Genomic DNA, 20,160 nt, shown 5'->3' on the forward strand with positions numbered 1-20,160 from the left:
AAGAGATGAGGAGGACATACAGAATGGAACGATTATGGGATCCACAAAAAACAGCGTTGGTGGTTATTGATTTGCAAAAGTGGATAGGAAATCAATACGCCCCTTATTCTGCTGAGCAGGTAGTGTCTAACGCCGCTGCCTTGGCAGCTACTTTCCGTGAGCAAGGTTCAATGGTTGCACTAATTCGGGTATCTAGTAAAGATTTGAAGGATATCCCGCGTCCTAAGTTGGATTCGCCTGCACCACCCTTGAATCTGCCTGAAGGATGGGATCAAATCGTCCCGGAAATGCGGGTCACCGAGACAGACCATATCATCACGAAGAAGCAATGGGGGGCTTTTTACGGAACGGAGCTCGACCTTCAGTTGCGCCGCCGGGGAATTGATACCATCGTCTTATGCGGCATCGCTACTGAGTTGGGCGTTGATACGACTGCGCGGGAAGCGTTTATGCATGGGTATCAGCTGATTTTGGCGATTGATGCGATGACTGGATTTTCCGAAACCGGGCATGATTACGTGAAAAATTTCATTTTTCCACGCATCGGTCGTACCCGGACCACACAGGAAATCCTCTCTGCCCTTTCAGGCAACTGTTTATAGTTGAAAAAATGACTTTCCCATTCCTCGTGAATTATTTGATCGAATACACGAAGAACGCCACAACTTGAAACTCGCTTTACATTTGCTAGGAATCTCATCTGGCCATTCTTAAAGGACAATTATGCGTTCTCAGGGTGCACATATTGGCTGACGGCATGGGATACGACCTGCTGCACCAATCGAAAGCTTTATACTATCCTGCCCGAGGGAGCTTAATGAAGCATCATTAGTCTAATAGTTTATTTTCTCAGTCTACAACTTTATTTTCCGAATCTAACACTTTATTTTTCATTAATTAGACTATTATAAATAGTGGATACTATGTTCAATTTATGAGCATATATCCACTATATTTATATATGATAGATTCATTATTTAGACGTCGAAGTTACTGTTTACAATGTATATAATGTAAAGATTAAATGCAACATATGATTCTATTTGTGGAGGGCGTAGCCCATAGCGATAACCATTCAGATATCCGCGAGAGGATCGAATCCTTACGCCGTCAACAATCACTAGCACCTACTCCAAAGCAAATAAAGCGTGAGATGAATGATGCGAATAAGGATATACTCATCGAAACGTTAAAACGCAAAATCAAAGCACTGGAGAACGAGAACAAAGAAATACGAGAAGAAATGAAAAAGGCTTATGCTCAGATTTACGAAAAATTTTAGTTACACTTCATTGAGCTAACGAGCAGTTTTGCGACAAAACACTGCATGTACAACATAAAGCAAACACTAGCCCTCAACAGCGCGGTTTCTCTTAGGCCGCGTCTTTTGCATTTATTCCCTCTATAACGAACGATAAAATATATTTTACCCGGGTAATATTGACTTTTTATTTTTACCCGGGTAAAATTATTGAAGCATTCAGAGGAGGATGTAGAAAATGAGAGATGATCAAACGCGCTTTTACTGCACGGCATTTTTGGGTGTGGGAGTCGTCGCCAGTGGTTCGTTACAGCACGTTGTTTCTACAGTGAAGAATGCTCTGGACGACAGAGACCTCACACAGCTGCTTATATTTGACGATTCCACGGGGAAACAAATAGATGTTGAATTTCGTGGGAAGACAGATGACGTGCTCAAACAATTAGGAGAACAGTTTGGCGACTTGCCCGGTACGGAAATGAATCACCAGCCTACACGGCGGGTCGGTCGACCCAAGCTGGGGGTTGTATCCGGTGAGGTTACATTATTGCCAAAAGATTGGGAATGGCTCAAGAGTCAACCTGGAGGGGCGTCGGTAACATTACGAAAACTCGTTGGTGATGCTCGCCGTGCTGGAGGAAAACAGAGCAAGATACGAGAGTCACAAGAAGCAACATATCACTTTATGACAGCTATGGCCGGGAACTTCCATCAATACGAAGAAGCTCTGCGGGCACTGTATGCTGGTGATTTGGATCGTTTTTACCACTACATCGATGACTGGGCACCTGATATCAGAAACCATATCAAAAGATTAGCCGCTAATGCATTCCCTGAAGGGAACTAATGAAAGAAAGTATGTGTAGGCGTAAAGAATTTAGAATAAAAAAGGAACAACGAAAGGAGACACACTATGACAGAATTTGAATTTAATCGTTATATCGAACCATCGCAACGTGCTGGCATGAGGTTCATACAGCGAGGCATTGAGGGCAGCATCATCATGTTGAACCTCATGCGTTTTCGTGATGTTGCCGATTACACAGCCAATCCTGAACTAACACCGGAGGTCCCAATCAACGGTGCCGAAGCTTTCAACCGCTATATTGAGCACACCCTCCCATTTCTCCGTGAAAGCGGAGGCGAAATCATGTTTCTTGGCGATGGCGGAGAGTTTCTTATCGGACCCGAAGACGAAAGATGGGATCTTGTCATGATGATCCGCCAGAGCAGCGCGCAGTCGTTTCTTGCTTTTTCAAGTCATCAAGACTACATGGCCGGTATCGGGCATCGTACTGCAGCGATCGAAGATTCACGCCTTCTGCCTATGACAGAACTTACAATACCGAATTAATTGGAGGAGAACATAATCATGAACATTCTGAAAGTCAAAGGCGTCGAATTGGCCTATGACAGTTTTGGTAACGAAAATGACGAGGCTATTATCCTAATCGCCGGGCTTGGAACCCAGATGATCCGATGGACGGATTCGTTTTGTCGGATATTAGCAGCGCGGGGCTTTCGCGTAATCCGCTTTGACAATCGCGACGTAGGTTGCTCGACGCATTTTAGCCATTATCCGACGCTGGATTTTGACGCACTGGCGACTGCTCTCATGTCGGGAAAGCGACCGGACATCCCTTACACTCTCGATGACATGTCCAACGACGCTATCGGACTACTCGATGCCCTTTCAATTGACCGGGCACATTTCGTTGGCAGGTCGATGGGCGGAATGATTGCCCAGATTGCTGCCAGTGAGTACCCTGAACGGGTTTTATCACTCACCTCCATTATGTCCAGTTCCGGTAATCCCACACTTCCGCAAACTTCCCCGGATGTCATGGCGATGATGACTAAACCAGCGCCGAACCCTTTTGAGGATGAAGCAGGATTTTTGGCGCACAGCGTCTCTTTTGCCAAACGCATCGCCGGTACCGGCTATCCGTTTGAAGAGGACGCTTATCGGGCGCTCATTCTGGAGGAAGTCCAGCGAGCCTACGATCCAGGCAGTGTCGGACGACAAATTGCTGCGATCGCTGTCTCCGGTGATCGTCGTCCGCGGCTGGCGACCATAAAAGTACCAACACTTGTCATTCATGGGGTGGACGATCCCCTGTTCGTCCCGGCGTGTGGCGAGGACACGGCTTCTATCATTCCGGGTGCTGAGCTAATGTTGGTTGACGGCATGGGACACGACTTACCGCACCAACTGTACAAAGTAATCGCTGATGGCATAGAGCGAACGGCTCGTCGCAATTGACACGTGCTTCCTGAATAGCAACCAGCTGGAGTCCCGCGGTGCCCAATAGAGCTGAGTAGGCCCAGGGGCGCAGCGCTTATTCATTGAACTAAACGGGACACGATAGTTAAAAATAAAGGGTTCCACATATTAGTTATGCATAATATGTAGAACCCTTTATTTTATTTGATTTCCTTAAGTTTAGGTCTTGATAATTTTCAGTCTAAAACTTTATTTTTTTCTGACAAGAGAATTATGCACTCTGGGTTTTCATGTTCTCGCCCTATTTATGATACGGCGAAATTCTGGTCGGAAATCAACATCAAACGCCTGCAGAACCTTTTGTAAAAAGAGATAAAGTCATTATTGAGTAATACTGTGGCTGGTTCCTATTAATTAATTCAAAGGGAGATTATTTGTGTTGGCTGATCCAAAAGTTGATTTATGTGTGAGGATAAGGGACCCGCTAACACAGACTGCGCAAGTCAAAGTCGGAGTGTTCTGAAAGTATCTAACCGTATTTTAAAAGGAAACTTTGCTAATGCAGAAAAGGTTAGTATTACTCTGCCACTTCCGAAGCTGAGCAGGAATATATCGACTTTATGAAAAGAGTGATGACAGAGTAGTTTCTAAAAAAATATGAAAGAGGTGATTATTTATGCTAAAAAAGTTAAAATTATTAAGTGCATTATTAATTATTTGTATGGCCAGTCTATTACCTGTCGTTCCTTTGTCAGCAAACGCGGCTACAGTTGTTAGCTATCCATTACCCTCGAGCTATACCACGACCAATCAATACACGGTAACAGCAGACTCTACAAATATACCGGTAATCGACACTTCGGCGGTATTTGTAAACTATAATTATTGTAATTTCTCTTTTTCAGGTACTACTACAATCACAATAACAGCAAGCGAGACAATCAATACCTATAATATTTCTCCCAAAGCTTTGGGAATCACTGCAACAAAGAGCGGAAATACACTTACATTTACACTTTCATCACCAACATATCTTATAGTTAAAATCAATAACCTGAAAGATCTGGTTATTGCGGCAGATGCTCTTGAAACCAATGTTCCGGCTTCATCCGGTACAGGTATATACAATGTTAAAACTCAATACGGTGCCGACAGTACCGGTGCCGCTATGGCTACAACTGCAATACAAAACGCCATAAATGCGGCTAACGCAGCAGGTGGCGGTATCGTATACGTTCCAGCCGGAGTTTATAAGTGCGGAAACCTTGTTTTAAAAAGCAATGTTTCGGTTTATCTGGAGGGTGGTTCTGTTATAAGGGGGTCAGGAAATCCAAGCGATTACACTACCCATTTTCATAAGAATTCTCTGGGTAAGGATGGAACATGGTTTATTTATACCGAAACAAATGCAAATAATATTAAGATATACGGCAGGGGGACTATTGACGGCAATGGCCATTATATGAGACAGACAAACAATTATTTGAACAATATTCTTGTACCCTTGCAGTGCAGCAACTTCACGGTTGACGGCATAACCATAAGAGACAGCGGTGGCTGGGCTACAATAGTTACAAGATCCAATAACGTAACATTCCAGAATACAAAGCACTTCAACAATAATGAACTTGATTATGAAAATGATGCAATAGACATTCAAGAGAGCCAGAATGTACTAATAAAGCACACTGTAGCAGTATCGGAGGATGACACATACTCATTTAAGTGCCAAGATCCGGTGTTCACTCCAGATGGTTTGATCTTTCTGCAAAAACCGGCCCGATAAAAAATGTGGTCTATAATAATATCAATTTACGCGCTTTAGGTGAAGTTTCAGTAATGAAGGGTTGGAGTGACACATCTACTGTCTCCGGAGTGACATTAAACAATGTTCGCGTCGGTGGAGTTACGGCAACTACATTGGCAGAATTGAAAATAACAGATACTAACAGCTATGCTGCAGATCCAAAATTCAACACATTGAAATTTGAAGCGGAAGGCTATAACCTTAGTTCAGGTGTTATTTCCTATGAGGCAAGCACTGATGGCGGGCTGGATGTGGGTGGAGGCAGTAATGGCGACTATATAGCATTTAAAAATGTAGACTTTGGTAGTACAGCTAAAACAAGTATTGATTTGAAGGTTGCATCCGCTAATTCCGGCGGAAGGATAGAATTCCACTTGGATAGCCCTACAGGCACTATGCTGGGTTATTGGACGGCAGAAAGCACAGGCGGGTGGCAGACATGGTCAGTCAAGAATATCTCGCTTAATGCCGGGACAGCTGTAGGAACCCATACTGTATATGTTACTTTTGTTAAGTCAGATTCAACCACAGTTGCAAATTTAACTTGGTTCCAGTTCAAATAGAATGGAAACTGTTTGATTTGATTGTAATAAGATGGATAAAGAGGTATATCAAATGATATGCCTCTTCATTCTGCTAAAGGACGTCCTCATTAGTGTTGCATAAAATAGGATTCCAAAGTCCTCCTGCAATAAGCTCCTGCATCCTCCATGAATCCGACAGGTTGTTGTGTTAAAAAAATCGGTCCTTTGAAGTTCGTATTAAGAATCTTGTCGAAGTATTCTTCGCTCATCCCAGTGAACATCATGGGCCCACCGACACCACCATTATTAACTAAGTAATCAAAAGTTGTTCTGTTCCAAATGTCTTGGAGGCTCTTTTTCACTACTAGAATAAAGCCTTCGAATGTTGATATTCGAGTCAGATCCAGCTTCAGTGCGAATGCTCGAACGCCTTTATTCTTCTCAATTTCCTTTACGACACCTTCTGCCCGGTCCTTATAGGAATTGTATGTGAGACGCTAATTCCGCGCTTGCCAAGTTCAAGCGCCGTCGCTTTTCCAATGCCATTACTTCCACCTGTTACTATCGCAATTTTCATAAGATCCTCCTTGTTTTGTGTTTGATCTGGCTTTAATTTGGATAATCAAAAGCTTAGCTCCATTAAGCAAAAGCTGGGAACGAAATAGAACCTAAGGTAAAGCAAAAGGGAAATGCGGTGACGATCGGCTATTTTCTGGCAGAAGCTCATTGGGGAAGAGGGGGTGCTGCCGAGGCGGCAAAAATGAAGTGTAATCAGTGAATGCAGTTTGTCTGCAGCAGATTGGAACGCATAGTGTCCGCTTCTCAACACAAAAAGCAGCCCCCAATACGGGAGCTGCTTTTTGCCGCGCCTGTCCTTAATCAAGGACGGCTGCGGGAGCACAGCCTACAACTGTTGCAGGAGTGTGGTATAGTAGGCGTTACCGTTTCGCTTATCCAGCTTTTCCGCTGTGGCGAGAGCTAATTGCCGGAAATGCTTCGCGAGCGACTCAACCTCCCCGGACTGGTGCTCACACGGGTGCCCTGCCGGAAGCTTGACCTGGAACCGGATGGATTCTCCCGCCAGCCGGCGGAACATCTTGGCCGAATAGGCATTGAATATCATCTGATCGACCGGGTTCTCATGATCGAGAGAGGAGGCGATATACTCTTCAAAGACCTCCAGCGCCTTGATTGGATCGGTCAAGGTCAGGTAACCAATGTGCTCTCCCTGGTGATACAGAAAGTCGCGGTTTCCCTTTACCAATTTGTAGCCTTTCTTCTGAAGCTTATCCGCTTCCTTCTGACGGCCCAGCCGCAGGAGGGGGAACAGCACCTTCGTGATGGTCACATGAGGCACCTCGCCGCAGCTCATTTTACCTTTGAGAATCGGCTCGGCAGCCTTCACGGTTGCTTCGTCGTCTTCCCGCTTCGCCAGAAACTCGACAAGGTGGTGCTGCTCACAGGCCTGACAATCGCTCATCTCATCCCGTTCCATGGTCTGCACGATGTCCCATTCTGCCTGGGAAGCGTCCAGTTCCCCGAGCTCTGCCAAGATGTGCGCCCGGTAGTAGTGATAGGTCCGGCTGCTGTAGCCTTCGGCCGCAAAGCGGGTCTTCATATCCTCCAGCAGGTTCTCAATCTGGACACGGCTAATATCTGCAAAAGCGGTGATGCGGTCCAGCACCCACTTGTACGACCACATCAGGCTATAATCATCGAACCGGCCCGGGTTCTTGTCATACTGTCCCAGCTGCCAGGAAAAGGCGACCAGCGCCTTCATCGGATAGCCGTGGAAGCTGCCCAGCTCTACGATTTCGCTGCGGGCCTCATAGCCCTGATCGATATCTCCTGCGGCATCTGCCACCCGTACCGCCTGCTCCAGCAGCTCCAGCTTAGCCTTGCCTCCCGGCAGGCCATAGGCTTCTTCCATCAAGTCGTCGAAACTCATCTCGGTAAGGTTCATCTATTCGTCTCCTCCTGTGACGTGACTGGCCGTCAATCCCCAATCAATAAATTGAATAATGCCTTTGTTCAGAAGCGCGATCTCCTGGCGGTTCATCGGATAATGCCCCATCATCAGCGCATTACAGTACAGCATTTCGATAATGGAGGGCAGCATCTTCTGGTGCGCCGGATGAAATGCCCGCCCGATGACCGGGTTGTTCAGGTTGAAGTAGAGCGTGGCGTATGCCGCATCCTTGAGCGTAGCGCCCAGGCTGCCCAGCACGGAGGACAGGGCGTCAGTGCTCACTTCCTTCGTTGCCTCAAGTACGCGCCACTGGGCGGACTCCTCGGACAGCGTGTAGAGTACAGGAATCTCCTCCGGCTTGAAGCGGCGCAGCTGCACCTGGCAGCGGAATTTCTGCAGGACACTGTCCGCCAATCTTACGGATTCATAGTAGTCCAGCCGCTCTTGAGGTGTAATATCGGTAAAGGATAACGATACCTCCTCCGGCAGCAGCCGTTCAGTCTTTACGTCCGGGTCAACGAGCGGCAGCCGGGACAGCAGCTCGGCATCATAAATAAATCCGCCATTCACCACCAGCATGGATTGGGCCGAAGCCACATGAGTAATCTGGCGGTATTCGTCCAGCGTCGAAGTGAAGTAAAGGGGAGGATGCTGCTTCAGCTCGCCAAGCGGCTTCCTGCCAAATGTGCTCTCAAACGGCAGCCACTCATGAATAATCGAATAGAATGACAAATCTTCCGCCGCGAGGGCCTTCATGGATAAGGCGTGCAGCGAAATGATAGATTGCAGGCGATCCGGGTCGTACTCCGCCATCCGCATCAATTCCTGACGGATGGAGTTCCCCAGCTCTTCCCGCACCTGCTCCAGCTGGGCATTCTCATAGAAATGCTCCCGGGAAGCGGTCGGCTGCAGCTCATCGGTCCAGATCAGGCATTTCACGAAGAATGCCCAGTCCGGCAGGATATTGCTGGCAGCTTCAGAGACCAGCATGTGCTTCAAGTACACCCGGTGATTGCGTTTGGCATTGAGGTTCACCGCCTGCGGCAGAATGAAGGCGATGCCTCCCGTCCGGCCCGAGGTGGTGTGCAGGGGAATGAAATCGCGGAACGTCTCTCCAAGCACCTGCTTGCCAAAGGCCAGCACCTCTTCGCGATGCTTCCGGGCCAGCTGCGGGTCTTTGACCCACGGCGGGGACTGCGAATTAATCAGGCGGGTGGTATGGTCTGACACCAGCTGGATAGGATAAGGCAGCAGAGCGCCGTAATGGAACAGCCATTCTTGCAGATTGCCTTCCTCGAAGTAAGCTTCGGAGCCTTCTTTGCAACGCAAAAAAACCTTGGTGCCCGGAGCATATTGCCCTTCGAGTTTGCGGATCGTATAGGTGCCGTCCGGCTTCCCGCGCCATTCCAGTGCAGGTCCGCCCTTGGCGGATTGGGTGACCATGACGATATCATCACTCACCATGAAGCAGGACAAGAGCCCGATGCCAAACCGCCCGATAAAAGAGGTGTTGGTGGAGAGAAAGTCTTCACCCCGCTTGGAGGATTGTCCGATCATCGCCAGGAACTCATGAATCTCTGCTTCGTTTAACCCGATTCCGTTATCTTCTACCAATAAGGTCGCCCCGGTTGAGGTCCCGCTTACCTCGACATGAATCTTGCCTTCGTATCCGTCAGAGGAATAAGCCTGCCGTGCAGTAATCGCGTCTATGCCATTCTGCAGCAGTTCCCTTAAGAATACCTTCGGGCTGCTATACAAATGGTTAGACAAAATGTTGATCATACCGCTTAAGTTGACCTGGAAGCGGTAGGTATCCCGGTTCTGGTTCTCCATTCTGGTTCTCCTGTTCTGTAATCATTTGATATGTAGACGGATGCAACTCTATACATTACCCAGAAGCCGCATTATAAGAAACAGATATTGCCAATCAAGCTTCAACGGTTACGCATGTAATTTCTGCTTTCTGTATATGGTGGGAGTGACTTTTTCATGCTTTTTGAACATTTGTGTGTGAAATGGGAAAAGTTACTGTAACCAAGCTCTGCCGCCACTTATTGATCGGGATGTTAGGATTCTCCAATAAATCTTTAGCAGCGTCCACCTTAATTCTAAGGATGTAATTGTGGAAATCACATAAGCTTTTCAGTATCGGGGAAGCTTCGCCGAAAGAATTATAAACTTTAAGCCGGTAAAAGTCGATTAAATAATTAGGGCTTATATACATAAATTTCTATATTAGAACATACCTAGCAGTGAACTTAAGCTCAGGCGCAGAAGCCGTATCTAAAAATAGAATTCATTACAGGAGGTAAGCTATGAATAAGAGAGCAAGCATTAGATTTTTAGTTGTAATTATGATGATTTATGTATTTACTTTTAATCTGGGTGTGGAAACGGTAAAGGCAAATTCCGTATATTATGTTTCTACTAAGGGGAATGACCTCACTGGAACCGGTACACTATCAAATCCATGGAAAACCATACAAAAGGCAGCAGATACCCTGACAGCCGGAGATACCTGCATCATACGAGGCGGTACCTACCAGGAAACCGTAACACTTCATACTTCCGGAACTTCTGCAAATCCCATAAACTTTAAGGCTTATACAGGAGAGAACGTAACGGTATCTGGTGCCGATCCGGTTACTGGCTGGAAAAAATACTCCGGATCCATCTATTATGCGAAAATGACGGGTTCCCTTGGAACCAAAGATCAGATATTTGTTAATAAGCAAATGCAATTTGAAGCCAGATGGCCCAATTCACCAACACTTGATCCCTTAAATTCAACATATGCAACAGTTGATTCCGGTTCCACTACAACCATCAAGGATGGGGATTTAAATCAGGCACCTGGATACTGGGTCGGCAAAACGGTTTGGAGTGTTCCGGGAACAGGCTACAAATCTTATAAAAGTACCATTACCGGCTCAAGTGAAGGCTCCATTACCTTTGATCAAATGGCTACTGCAGCGACAGGCAGTAACAGCTATTATATTACTGGTAATCTTGTAGATCTGGACAGTGCGGGAGAATGGTATTATGACAGCATTACTGGCCGACTTTATTTATGGGCCCCTGGTGGAGCTGATCCGAATACTTTAACAATAGCAGCAAAGAAGCGGACTTATGCCTTTGATTTAAGTTCCCTTTCTTACATAAATATTACCGGAATTAATATCTTTGCCTCCAGCATTAAAATGTCTAATTCTAATTACTGTAAAGTTTCTAATATGATTGCGGAATATGTCAGCCATGATTCGGATGTTACCAGACAATACAGTACAGGGATATTTATGTCCGGTACCAATAATGAGCTTAGAGACAGTACTTTGATCTACAGTTCCGGTAATCTGGTGAGTATAGAGGGAACAGAAAATAAGGTAATTAATAATCTTATTCATGAAGCAAATTATTCGGCAGCGGATATTCCGGCAATCTATCTATTGGGGGCAAACCATCTAATCAGCCATAATACGGTATATAACGCTGGGCGTCATCTGATATTTATGCCTACCCAAAACAGCCGGATACAATACAATAATCTGTACAATGCAGGAAAGCTGACAAAAGACTGCGGAATACTCTATGAATTTGCCTGGGACGGGCAAGGGACGGTAATTCATCATAATTATATCCATGATAATCAGGCAAAGAATTATTCCGCCACCGGGATCTATCTGGATAATGGTAGTAAGGGCTATATTGTGCATCATAATGTTGTATGGGGAAACTATACAGGGATAAGATTGAATACACCCAGTAATTTTAACCTGATGTATAACAATACCACTTACAGTAACGGAAATGTAGGATACTGGGGCAGTGATTTTCAGTCAGATATGTACGGCGACAGAATTTTCAACAATATCTTTACTACAGCCTTTACACTGCCTGGTACTCATATAGAGGGAAATAATATTACCTCAGAAACCAATCCGTTATTTGTGAATCCCACAGCATATAATTTCAGGTTGCAGTCTACTTCTCCAGCTATTAATGCAGGGGTTGTAATATCTGGAATCACGGATGATTATGTGGGTGCGGCACCGGATATTGGAGCATATGAGTCCGGTGGAACTGACTGGACTGCCGGGCATGATTTTTCTTCACCTCCGGACCCGGATTTTGAGAGTGTCAGCTTACTTTATGTTAATAATGTAAGGCAATCTGATTTCGAGAAAGGGATAATCTCACCATGGGCAGAAACATATTCAGATACGGCTGAAAGTGTACCGGTACCAAGAAGCGGCTCTAAGAGTGTTAGATTGGGACCCGGAAAAGATGGTATCGAGCAGGTACTTACGGGGCTAAGCCCTAATACCAGCTATATGTGTACCGCCTGGGTTAAGGCAGACATAGGAGAGCAGATTCAGATTGGCGTTAACGGCTTTAAAGGAAAGGATGCATCTGCAACATCTGACAGTACATCCTGGACGATGGTAAACATTCCTTTTACAACCGGAGCAGGCGCTACCAGGGCAACAGTGTATGCTTACAAGAATTCCGGTACAGCATATGTTTATGTGGATGATTTTGGGGTAGTTGCGCAATAAATTATTTTACTCATCATTTTTGTACACTCAAGGCATGACCATAATATCTGACTTAAGTACATCCTGCATACGGAACAGCTTCTCAATACGTCGCTTTTGGAGCAAACTGGCCTTGATTCTTTAGAGCATAGTCAAAAAAACGAAGGATAAGTTCATTTTGAGTTTCAATCGCGTAATATTTATCGATATTTGCTTTTCCGCCTTGCAACAGGTTTGCCAATATGGGCGAGAATAAAGGTAGATCGGTTAAACTTAAATGTTTTGCGCCTTTAAAATGAACGTTGTATGCACCTTTAAAACTTTTATTCGCAATTCTATTCGCGATATACGGAAGATACGAAGAACTGCTGTCGAGCTGTATCCACACATCATCCGAATAAACATTAAGAAGCGGGATGGTGAAAGCTTCGGATTTTGCAGTTAATTCGTTCGTAACTTTATCATACACAAGCTCGCTATAGAATGGAGCATCTATATTTACTACAGCGTCAATGTCATCGCGTTCTCTGCTCAGTGCTACGCTTGCTGAACCCCCCATAGAATGGCCGAACACGCCTATTTTCTGTGTATCGATGCGTTCATATACAGAATCTTTTTTTTGCTCAGCTTGTTCCAGGATCGTATCGATGACAAAATTCATATCATCCGTTCGCAATTTCATCCATTTTTGATTAAGTTCGAAAAACTTACCAAGCGGATAAACCCCTTTTATATTTGCATTGCTGAAATCTTGCAAGTACTCGGGATTAACCGTCACGACCTTTCCATCCTCGGAAACGGTATAAAAAGAATGATAGGGATGATCAATCGAAACGACGACATAGCCGTGGCTCGCAAGTTCTGTAAAGGTAGAAGTGTTGCTGGTTTTAATACCAAATGCTCCATGAGAGAACACAAGCAAAGGATAGGTTCCGTCTGCCTGTTCAGGATACCAAAATTCCACGTTAACAGACCGATGGTCATCCTGATCCGTAAATTCTTCGATACGATTCTTGTCCACATAGCTGTAAGTGGCGGTCGCCACTGCGTACGGACCTGTCACTTGCGGCAGCCTATACTGAGGAAAAAGTAAAACAGGAACAAGGGTAACGACTACGCTCAATGCTAACAAAAGAAATTTCCATACCGTAGAAAAAGCTTTGTAACGCGGAGTGTGTGTTTGTTTGCGCAGGAGTGCAACCATTTCCTTAAACGCTAATATAAAGAGCAAGCCTGCAAACAGCCCCCAAGTGTACTCCCATACGATAACTTTCCCCAAGATCAGCATCATGAATCCTATAAACAATGCGATTCTCGTCCAACTCTTTATCTTGCTGCGGATTTGCTTGGTTACAAGGGAATAAACGGCAATTGCCAGCTCGAAGACTAACGTAACAACAAGGATAAAAATCTCCATAAGACTTCTCTGCTCCTCCTCCAACTTTTTATGAGTTCATCATAATAAATGGAAGAACAGGTGTATACGCATAAACGATAAGCTGTAGCTGAGCGCCAATAAGTTGTAAAAAACAACGCAAAGATGTGTACTTACGCTGCGAATACGGCTTTATTGGGGAGCGGTTTGTGTATATCTTCTAAACCTCGTTTTTATATGTTTTTAGTCTTTCATTGATCTTTTGAGCTTCCTTTTTGTCATTCTTATACGTCAGTAGGCGAACGATAGCATATACTGCGGCAATTTGCAAAGCCAATAATAGTATACCGAAAGTGCCATATACGAGATTCAATAGGACAGCCAGAGAAATTAATAGGGATTCCAGAAAAAGGAAATGTAGAATCACCCGGAGGCGCATTTTATTCTCGCTAATTTCATGCGGCATATATAAAATGATTCCGGTCAAAGCACCCAGAAAAGAGAAAGCCATAATTGTAAAAACCGTCTTTAATTCAAAACTTGCATCAGGATCATAGATTTGCCGCAAAACAGCGATGATTATAATGATGGAGGCAAATATAATTAAGAAATCTCTAATGATTTCTTTGATGAGCTCGGAATACTTCATATAGGTCCCCCCTTTTATAATCCAAGCATATGTTTAAGTATGGGCACATACTGCCGTGAAATGACTACCTTTTCCCCGTTATCCAATAATGCATGAAAACGGCCGCTGATTGACGGATGAATACTGGCAATCTTAGTTATATTTAGAATGGTCGATTTGGAGGCGCGAAAACAATGTTTCTCTTTGCAAAGTTCCTCCAGTTCATAAAGCTTTTGTTTGACCTCATGAACGTTGTTCTTACCATACCCAAACACTTTTCCGTCAACAGCTTCAAAATAATAAATATCACTAAGTTTGATGCGGCTGATCTTATCCTCATGATAACCAAGTATAATGAGCGTTTCGGTTTTAATTTTATTAACGAGCTCATGTATTTCTTCGTCTACTTGGTGACACCTGATGCGGATCTCCTCTTCTTTTGTAAGGTCTATTACTTCGATGGAAATTTTGATAGAAATCACCCTCGGAAATTTGAATTGAAACTTGTTAACTTTGATAATACATGAATCATACAACGAAAAGGCGTAAGCTTCTACTTTGAGCAACTCCATTCCATACCAAAAAGGACTATCCCGAGTCATAGTTATGGCTTTTGGAATAGCCCTATATAACGTGATCGAACTTGCACACTACGATAATGCCATACAGTCCATCGAGACGAAAGGACATATCGTGGAGCTTGCGTTCCCTAAAAAGAATATCTTCCGGCAGACTTCTGTAGGATGGATTCTGTATTTTCAAGCTCTAAATCGCCTTTGAATCAAGTCATATCATCCCGGAGCGCGTCAATAATATTTTCTTTTTTGATCTTGCTAATGGCATACAGCATTGTAATGAACACCACAAAGAACACGCTGAACACGCTGATTCCGATACTGCCCCACGGGAACACAAAAGCGATATTGTCCGCCCCGCCGCCCATCACTTTGTAAATCAGCCAAGAAGAGATTGCCGCTATGGGAAGCCCGAAGATTAGCGCCTTCATGCCATAAAAGGCACACTCGAAATTCATCATCTTTTGGAAATCGCGTTCAGACATCCCCACAGAGCGGAGCATGGCAAGCTCCCGCCGGCGCAGCTTGATATTGGTGGAAATGGTATTGAACACATTGGCAACCGTAATCAGCGAAATCATAATGATAAACGTATAAGCGAACACGTTGGCAATGAATATCATATTGCGGTTCTCATCAAGCATTTTAGAAAAATTGTACAGGGTATAATTGGATTTAATTCCCGCACCCTTAATCATCGCTTCCATTTTAGCCGTCGACTGTATGGGAGTCTTTGACCGAAAGGTCAAGGCCTTAATAGCCGCATGGGTATCGGAGGTTTCAAACTTCTCTTTGATTGAATAAGGGACCATCACCTTAAAAATGAACGGATTCTCCACCTTGGAGTCTTCTGGGATCGAAGGTCCATCAGGTGGCACGGTATTGACAAACTTAATGCTTACGTTTCGCCCCTGTTCCATCTTCGGCTTGCCATTTGTTTCGGGAGCGATGGTGAAATTCATGGAAGAACTCTTGAATAGATCCCTAATATTCTCAACCTCTTCCTCCTGATTATCTTTTATGTGGTTTTTCATTTTTGCAACGGCGATCATTTTCGCATTTTGCCCGGTATATTCCTCTTCTGGCAAGCCCAAGCCTTTGATAATGTTCAGATAGGCGCTGTCATCAAGAAACTGAATTTCCATTGGCAGATTAACCGTTTCATCCGGCGAATGTGAACTCGCGTCTCCCCAATAATCATCTGAAAGATCGCTTGCTTTAGCAGTGCATGAATACTTCATAAGCGCTTGATACGAGCTTTCGTAAACACCATCGGCGGTTTTTAGTTTGTCATAAAGCGGCAACATTTCGCTATCGTCCATGTCCTGTGTGGACATAATGATGTCAAATGTAGTAAACACTACTGCCCGCTCCGACCATTGCTTCAAATCCGTTACAAAAGCACTGGTGGATATAAACAGCACTACGCTTAAAACAAGGGATAGCACAATACTGCGATAGCGTTTCTTGTTTCTTTTAAAATTCTTTAGCGCAAGGGTTCCCTCTAAACCGTAAATACGCTGCGCCAGTTTTGACGTTTTCACGGCTTTGGATTCAACTTTGACCTCGTTCGTCTGACGAATACTCTCCATAACGGGAGTACTTGCGGCCTTTCGGGCCGGAATATAGGCCGAAATCAGAATGGTAACCATGCTAACCGCAGTCGCAGCAACAATTACGGGAATGGACACTGTCAATGTTAAAGGTACGTTGGTGTAGAGAATGTTCTCAAAATTCTTGGCGACAACGGAAATCACAAGCCTGATACTGCCTATGCCGGCAATAACACCAATCGGTATGCCGACCGCACCAATGCAAAGTCCCTCAAACAGCACCGAATTTCGCAGCTGCTTCGCTGTGGCTCCCACCGACGAGAGAATCCCGAACTGGTGTGTGCGCTCGTTCAGCGATATGTTGAACGAATTATAAATCAGAAAAATCGAGCCTATCATAATCAAGGCAACCAAAATGCCGCCAACCGAGTACAGAAGCGTGTTGAATATATTATCGTCCGACAGACCCATGAAGCGCAGCACATTATCGTTAAAGACGTAAGCTTGGCTTCCGGCTGTGCTGCTTGCGTAAGCGTGAACACCACGCGGGTTTTTGAGCGTGACAAATAGGTTTAAGCTGTCCGCTTTGTCCCCAGCAGCTGCTTTCGTTATCAAGGTATATCCCGGCGCGGAAGGCTCCTCAAAACCGGGTAAATAGTAGATACCGACAACATTGTAGGTTCTCTTGGCTTTTGGCATAAGAGTTTCTTTCCCGGAAATGTAAGGGTCGTGTTGACCGAGGTTCTTGTTGCCATTCATGCGGCTCCCGACAGCAAGTGAAAGCGTGTCACCCACCGCGAATTTAACGCCGCTGTTTACTTCGGCGCTCATCGGAACAAGAATCTCCCCGCTGTTTTCAGGCAGCCTGCCGGACATCAGGTTGATGGGCAAGGTATCAAAGGCTTTCTTGCTAAATCCGGCCATAAAAAGATACGGCTTTTTGGGGTTTTTCCCTCCGTCAAGTTTTGCGTAGCCGATATTTTCAAATGTTGTTGTGTTCGCAACTCCCTTGTCGAGAGTTCGTTCCTGTGCGAAAGAGGAATCAACGTTCAAAAACTCGACGTGCCAACCGCCGTATTTCTGGGCCGCGCCGTTTGCCATATAGTTCAGCAGGGAAACGCCAAAGGTGGCTACGCCCGTGATCATGGCGGCGGACAGAACCACTCCGATAATCGTGACAATCGTTCGGGTACGGCTTTTTTTCATGCTTTGCAGGGTGACTTTGTTAAAAATGTTCATGGCCGCACCCTCTCGTCTCTCACTACTTTACCGTCGGATATGCCGATAATGCGGTCTGCTTGCAGGGCGATATTTTCGTCATGGGTGACAAGGAGCAGGGTCTGCCCATATTTTTTATTGCTTTCTTTCAGCAGCTTGATGATTTCATGCCCATTCCGGCTGTCCAAACTGCCCGTAGGTTCGTCGGCAAGCATGACCGCCGGGGCGTTCATCAAGGCACGTCCTATGGAAACGCGTTGTTGCTGACCGCCGGAAAGCTGATTGGGTAAATGCGTTTTGCGGTCTTGTAGCCCAAGCATTTCGAGCAGGTCATTCAGCCGTTCCTCGTTGACCTTGCGCTTGTCCATCAGGATAGGCAAGGTGATGTTTTCCACCACATTCAGAGTGGGAATGAGGTTGTGAAACTGGTAGATCAGCCCAACCTGCCGCCTGCGGAAAATGGCGAGTTTTTCATTGCTTTGGGCATATACATCCTGCCCGTCCAAATACACCTTTCCGCTTGTCGGCACGTCCACGCCGCCGATGATGTGAAGCAATGTGGATTTGCCGGAGCCGGAGGAGCCGATGATTGCGGTAAACTCCCCCTTTTCGATGGTAAGCGAAACATGGTCAAGCGCGGTAACTTGATTTTCGGCCTTGCCGTAGAGCTTGCATAGATTTTCAATTTTTAAAAACTCCATTATGTGAGTCTCCTATCTCATGGTTTACCCATATAATAGAACCTTCAACTTACATCTCTGTGACTTTCAGGTGAGAGACTCGTCACTTTGGGAAACGAATGGCAAATAACGCGCCGCCCTGCGGGTGATTTTTTGCGTTAATCGTCCCTCCTTGACGGGTTATAATCATCCTGCAAAGAGCCAATCCAATTCCGTATCCTGTAGCGTTTGGGGATTTCCCACGATAAAACCGGTCAAACAGGCGGGGGAGGTCTTCTTTTTCAAAGCCTGCGCCGCTGTCGTGGATGGTAATCTCAGTAAACAGCGGGTTGTCCGTGCAGACAATTTCAATCTTCCCGTTCCCGCCTGCGCTTTCCATGCAATTTTTGAGGATATTTTGAATGGCTTCCGAAAGCCAACCTGAATCGCCCTGAATAACTATCCCTTCAGGTGCGTCTATTTGCAGATCAATATCATGCAGTTCCATGGGGATTAGGAACGGGCGAAGCGCGGCGTTTATCAATTGGTTTACATCGATTTGCCCGCTTTGGAACACCACAATGCCCGCGTCCAGGCGGGATAATTTCAATAGGGAAGTAATTAGCCAATCCATCCGTACAAGCAATTCCTCTGTTTCCCGCACAAATGCTTTCCGCTCGTTCTCACCAGGGTTATTCGCTAACAATGACAGAATGAGGTTCGCGGAGGTGAGCGGGGTCCGGAGTTGGTGGGCGATGTCGGCCAGTGAATCGGCAAGATGCTCTTTTTCTTTTTTCAGCGCGTCGTTTTGGTCCCGAATACGCAACGTCATTTTTGTTATCTCGCTGTGCAGAATGGAAAGTTCGCCCTCGTCTGATTCACCAATATACAGGTGGTCAGTATTATGAAGTACAAGATCGATTTGATTTGAAATCCGCGCAATGCTTATGTATCGGGCTTGGGTAAACACGTAGAACGCTGTGCCAAAGGCGGCGGCAGAAGCAATGGACAGGATTCCCGCCGCCGCATTAATTGCAAATCCCAGTATTACAGCGGCTGCGGCCATTAAGGAGAACAAAATAGCAAACTGCCGGAATTCCCTATTCCGAAGCATACTCTCCCCCCAATCTATATCCCGTCCCGCGAACGGTCAGAATGATTTGCGGGCTTGCCGGTTCGTTCTCGATCTTCTCCCGCAAGCGTTTGATGTATACGGTCAGTGTATTGTCATGGACAAACTCGCCCGCCGCGTCCCACAATTCGTCAAGCAGCCTGCCCCTGGTGATAATACTTTTTGGGTTGCTAATAAACACCAGCAACAAGCGGTACTCTAATGCTGAAAGAAATACCTCGCTGCCGTTTTTTTTCACAATTCCGCTTGCCGTATCAACATAAAGCCCGCGAATTTCAAAATCCGCCCCGGGACGCCCGCTTTTTCGCAGGGCGGTTCTAATTCGCGCAATCAATTCACGCGGACGAAAGGGCTTGGTGATATAGTCGTCCGCGCCCATGTTCAGTCCGGTGACAACACTCGCCTCATCGCCGGAAGCGGTCAGAAAGATAACGGGAACATCCTTAGTTTCTTTGATTTCCGTGCAAACCGTAAAGCCATTTCCGTCAGGCAAAGAAATATCAATCAACGCCAAGTCAAATGTATTCCCGGCCAGTGCGGCAAGGGCCTCACTCCGCGTAGGGGCATGGGTGACTGTGAATCCCTCCGAGCGAAGCAAAAGGATAAGGTTCTTAGCGATTGCCTTATCATCCTCAACCAAAAATATCCGTTTCATTTATTTTCATCATCCTTTACTTTACTGCTCCTATATTGTCCGTCA

The 20,160-nt window shown here is 45.6% G+C and carries 18 protein-coding genes; 8 read left to right on the top strand and 10 right to left on the bottom strand.

The features are described from left to right. Positions 1 to 23 precede the first annotated feature (23 nt). From PGRAT_RS03785 to PGRAT_RS31440, 7 genes are all read left to right on the top strand, one after another. Positions 24 to 602, top strand: a complete 579-nt coding sequence (locus tag PGRAT_RS03785; RefSeq protein ID WP_025707266.1) for a hydrolase — start codon at positions 24 to 26, stop codon at positions 600 to 602. Between the two features lie 431 nt (positions 603 to 1,033). Next, entirely contained in the window at positions 1,034 to 1,282 is a 249-nt protein-coding gene (locus PGRAT_RS03790; RefSeq protein WP_025707267.1) for a hypothetical protein, read from the top strand. Between the two features lie 217 nt (positions 1,283 to 1,499). Further along, a complete protein-coding gene (locus PGRAT_RS03795) occupies positions 1,500 to 2,108 on the top strand; it encodes a DUF2239 family protein (protein ID WP_025707268.1) in 609 nt (202 codons plus the stop codon). A 66-nt stretch (positions 2,109 to 2,174) separates the two neighbouring features. Beyond that, positions 2,175 to 2,615: a hypothetical protein gene (locus PGRAT_RS03800; RefSeq protein WP_025707269.1), complete on the top strand. Its 441-nt coding sequence runs from the start codon at positions 2,175 to 2,177 to the stop codon at positions 2,613 to 2,615. Between the two features lie 18 nt (positions 2,616 to 2,633). Beyond that, positions 2,634 to 3,524: an alpha/beta fold hydrolase gene (locus PGRAT_RS03805; RefSeq protein ID WP_025707270.1), complete on the top strand. Its 891-nt coding sequence runs from the start codon at positions 2,634 to 2,636 to the stop codon at positions 3,522 to 3,524. Positions 3,525 to 4,161: 637 nt separating this feature from the next. After that, on the top strand, positions 4,162 to 5,271 hold the full coding sequence (locus tag PGRAT_RS31095; RefSeq protein WP_052415687.1) for a glycosyl hydrolase family 28 protein: 1,110 nt from the start codon (positions 4,162 to 4,164) through the stop codon (positions 5,269 to 5,271). Between the two features lie 53 nt (positions 5,272 to 5,324). Next, positions 5,325 to 5,855 carry a carbohydrate-binding protein gene (locus PGRAT_RS31440; protein WP_081954726.1) on the top strand — a complete coding sequence of 177 codons (531 nt, stop codon included), beginning with the start codon at positions 5,325 to 5,327 and terminating at the stop codon, positions 5,853 to 5,855. A gap of 89 nt (positions 5,856 to 5,944) precedes the next feature. Here PGRAT_RS31440 and PGRAT_RS31100 read toward each other — a convergent pair whose 3' ends face one another. From PGRAT_RS31100 to PGRAT_RS03825, 3 genes are all read right to left on the bottom strand, one after another. Then, a complete protein-coding gene (locus tag PGRAT_RS31100) occupies positions 5,945 to 6,262 on the bottom strand; it encodes an SDR family NAD(P)-dependent oxidoreductase (RefSeq protein WP_238326751.1) in 318 nt (105 codons plus the stop codon). Positions 6,263 to 6,720: 458 nt separating this feature from the next. Then, positions 6,721 to 7,779 (bottom strand): hypothetical protein, encoded by a 1,059-nt coding sequence (locus PGRAT_RS03820; protein WP_025704067.1) that lies wholly within the window; start codon positions 7,777 to 7,779, stop codon positions 6,721 to 6,723. After that, positions 7,780 to 9,618: an HSP90 family protein gene (locus PGRAT_RS03825; RefSeq protein ID WP_025704066.1), complete on the bottom strand. Its 1,839-nt coding sequence runs from the start codon at positions 9,616 to 9,618 to the stop codon at positions 7,780 to 7,782. It lies immediately after the preceding gene. A 482-nt stretch (positions 9,619 to 10,100) separates the two neighbouring features. On the opposite strand from PGRAT_RS03825, the gene PGRAT_RS03830 reads away from it, so the two are divergent. Next, positions 10,101 to 12,341, top strand: coding sequence for a right-handed parallel beta-helix repeat-containing protein (locus PGRAT_RS03830; protein ID WP_025704065.1), 2,241 nt, complete (start codon positions 10,101 to 10,103; stop codon positions 12,339 to 12,341). Between the two features lie 82 nt (positions 12,342 to 12,423). On the opposite strand, the gene PGRAT_RS03835 is transcribed toward PGRAT_RS03830, so the two are convergent. From PGRAT_RS03835 to PGRAT_RS03865, 7 genes are all read right to left on the bottom strand, one after another. Next, positions 12,424 to 13,737, bottom strand: a complete 1,314-nt coding sequence (locus PGRAT_RS03835; protein ID WP_025704064.1) for an alpha/beta hydrolase family protein — start codon at positions 13,735 to 13,737, stop codon at positions 12,424 to 12,426. Between the two features lie 178 nt (positions 13,738 to 13,915). Further along, the gene (locus tag PGRAT_RS03840; RefSeq protein WP_025704063.1) at positions 13,916 to 14,344 is read right to left on the bottom strand and encodes a DUF3021 family protein; all 429 of its coding nucleotides are present in this window, start codon (positions 14,342 to 14,344) and stop codon (positions 13,916 to 13,918) included. A 14-nt stretch (positions 14,345 to 14,358) separates the two neighbouring features. Next, a complete protein-coding gene (locus PGRAT_RS32155) occupies positions 14,359 to 14,805 on the bottom strand; it encodes a LytTR family DNA-binding domain-containing protein (protein WP_238326750.1) in 447 nt (148 codons plus the stop codon). A gap of 299 nt (positions 14,806 to 15,104) precedes the next feature. Beyond that, the gene (locus tag PGRAT_RS03850; RefSeq protein WP_025704060.1) at positions 15,105 to 17,690 is read right to left on the bottom strand and encodes an ABC transporter permease; all 2,586 of its coding nucleotides are present in this window, start codon (positions 17,688 to 17,690) and stop codon (positions 15,105 to 15,107) included. Continuing rightward, complete coding sequence (locus tag PGRAT_RS03855; RefSeq protein ID WP_025704059.1) at positions 17,687 to 18,370, bottom strand: ABC transporter ATP-binding protein; 684 nt, start codon at positions 18,368 to 18,370, stop codon at positions 17,687 to 17,689. Before PGRAT_RS03855 ends, PGRAT_RS03850 begins: the two co-directional genes overlap by 4 nt. Positions 18,371 to 18,452: 82 nt before the next feature. Further along, positions 18,453 to 19,442, bottom strand: a complete 990-nt coding sequence (locus PGRAT_RS03860) for a sensor histidine kinase (RefSeq protein ID WP_025704058.1) — start codon at positions 19,440 to 19,442, stop codon at positions 18,453 to 18,455. After that, positions 19,429 to 20,115, bottom strand: coding sequence for a response regulator transcription factor (locus PGRAT_RS03865; RefSeq protein ID WP_025704057.1), 687 nt, complete (start codon positions 20,113 to 20,115; stop codon positions 19,429 to 19,431). The genes PGRAT_RS03860 and PGRAT_RS03865 overlap by 14 nt, the downstream gene beginning before the upstream one ends. Positions 20,116 to 20,160 lie beyond the last annotated feature (45 nt).

This window comes from Paenibacillus graminis, from assembly GCF_000758705.1.
In the GTDB taxonomy this organism is placed as follows: Bacteria; Bacillota; Bacilli; order Paenibacillales; family Paenibacillaceae; genus Paenibacillus_AQ; species Paenibacillus_AQ graminis.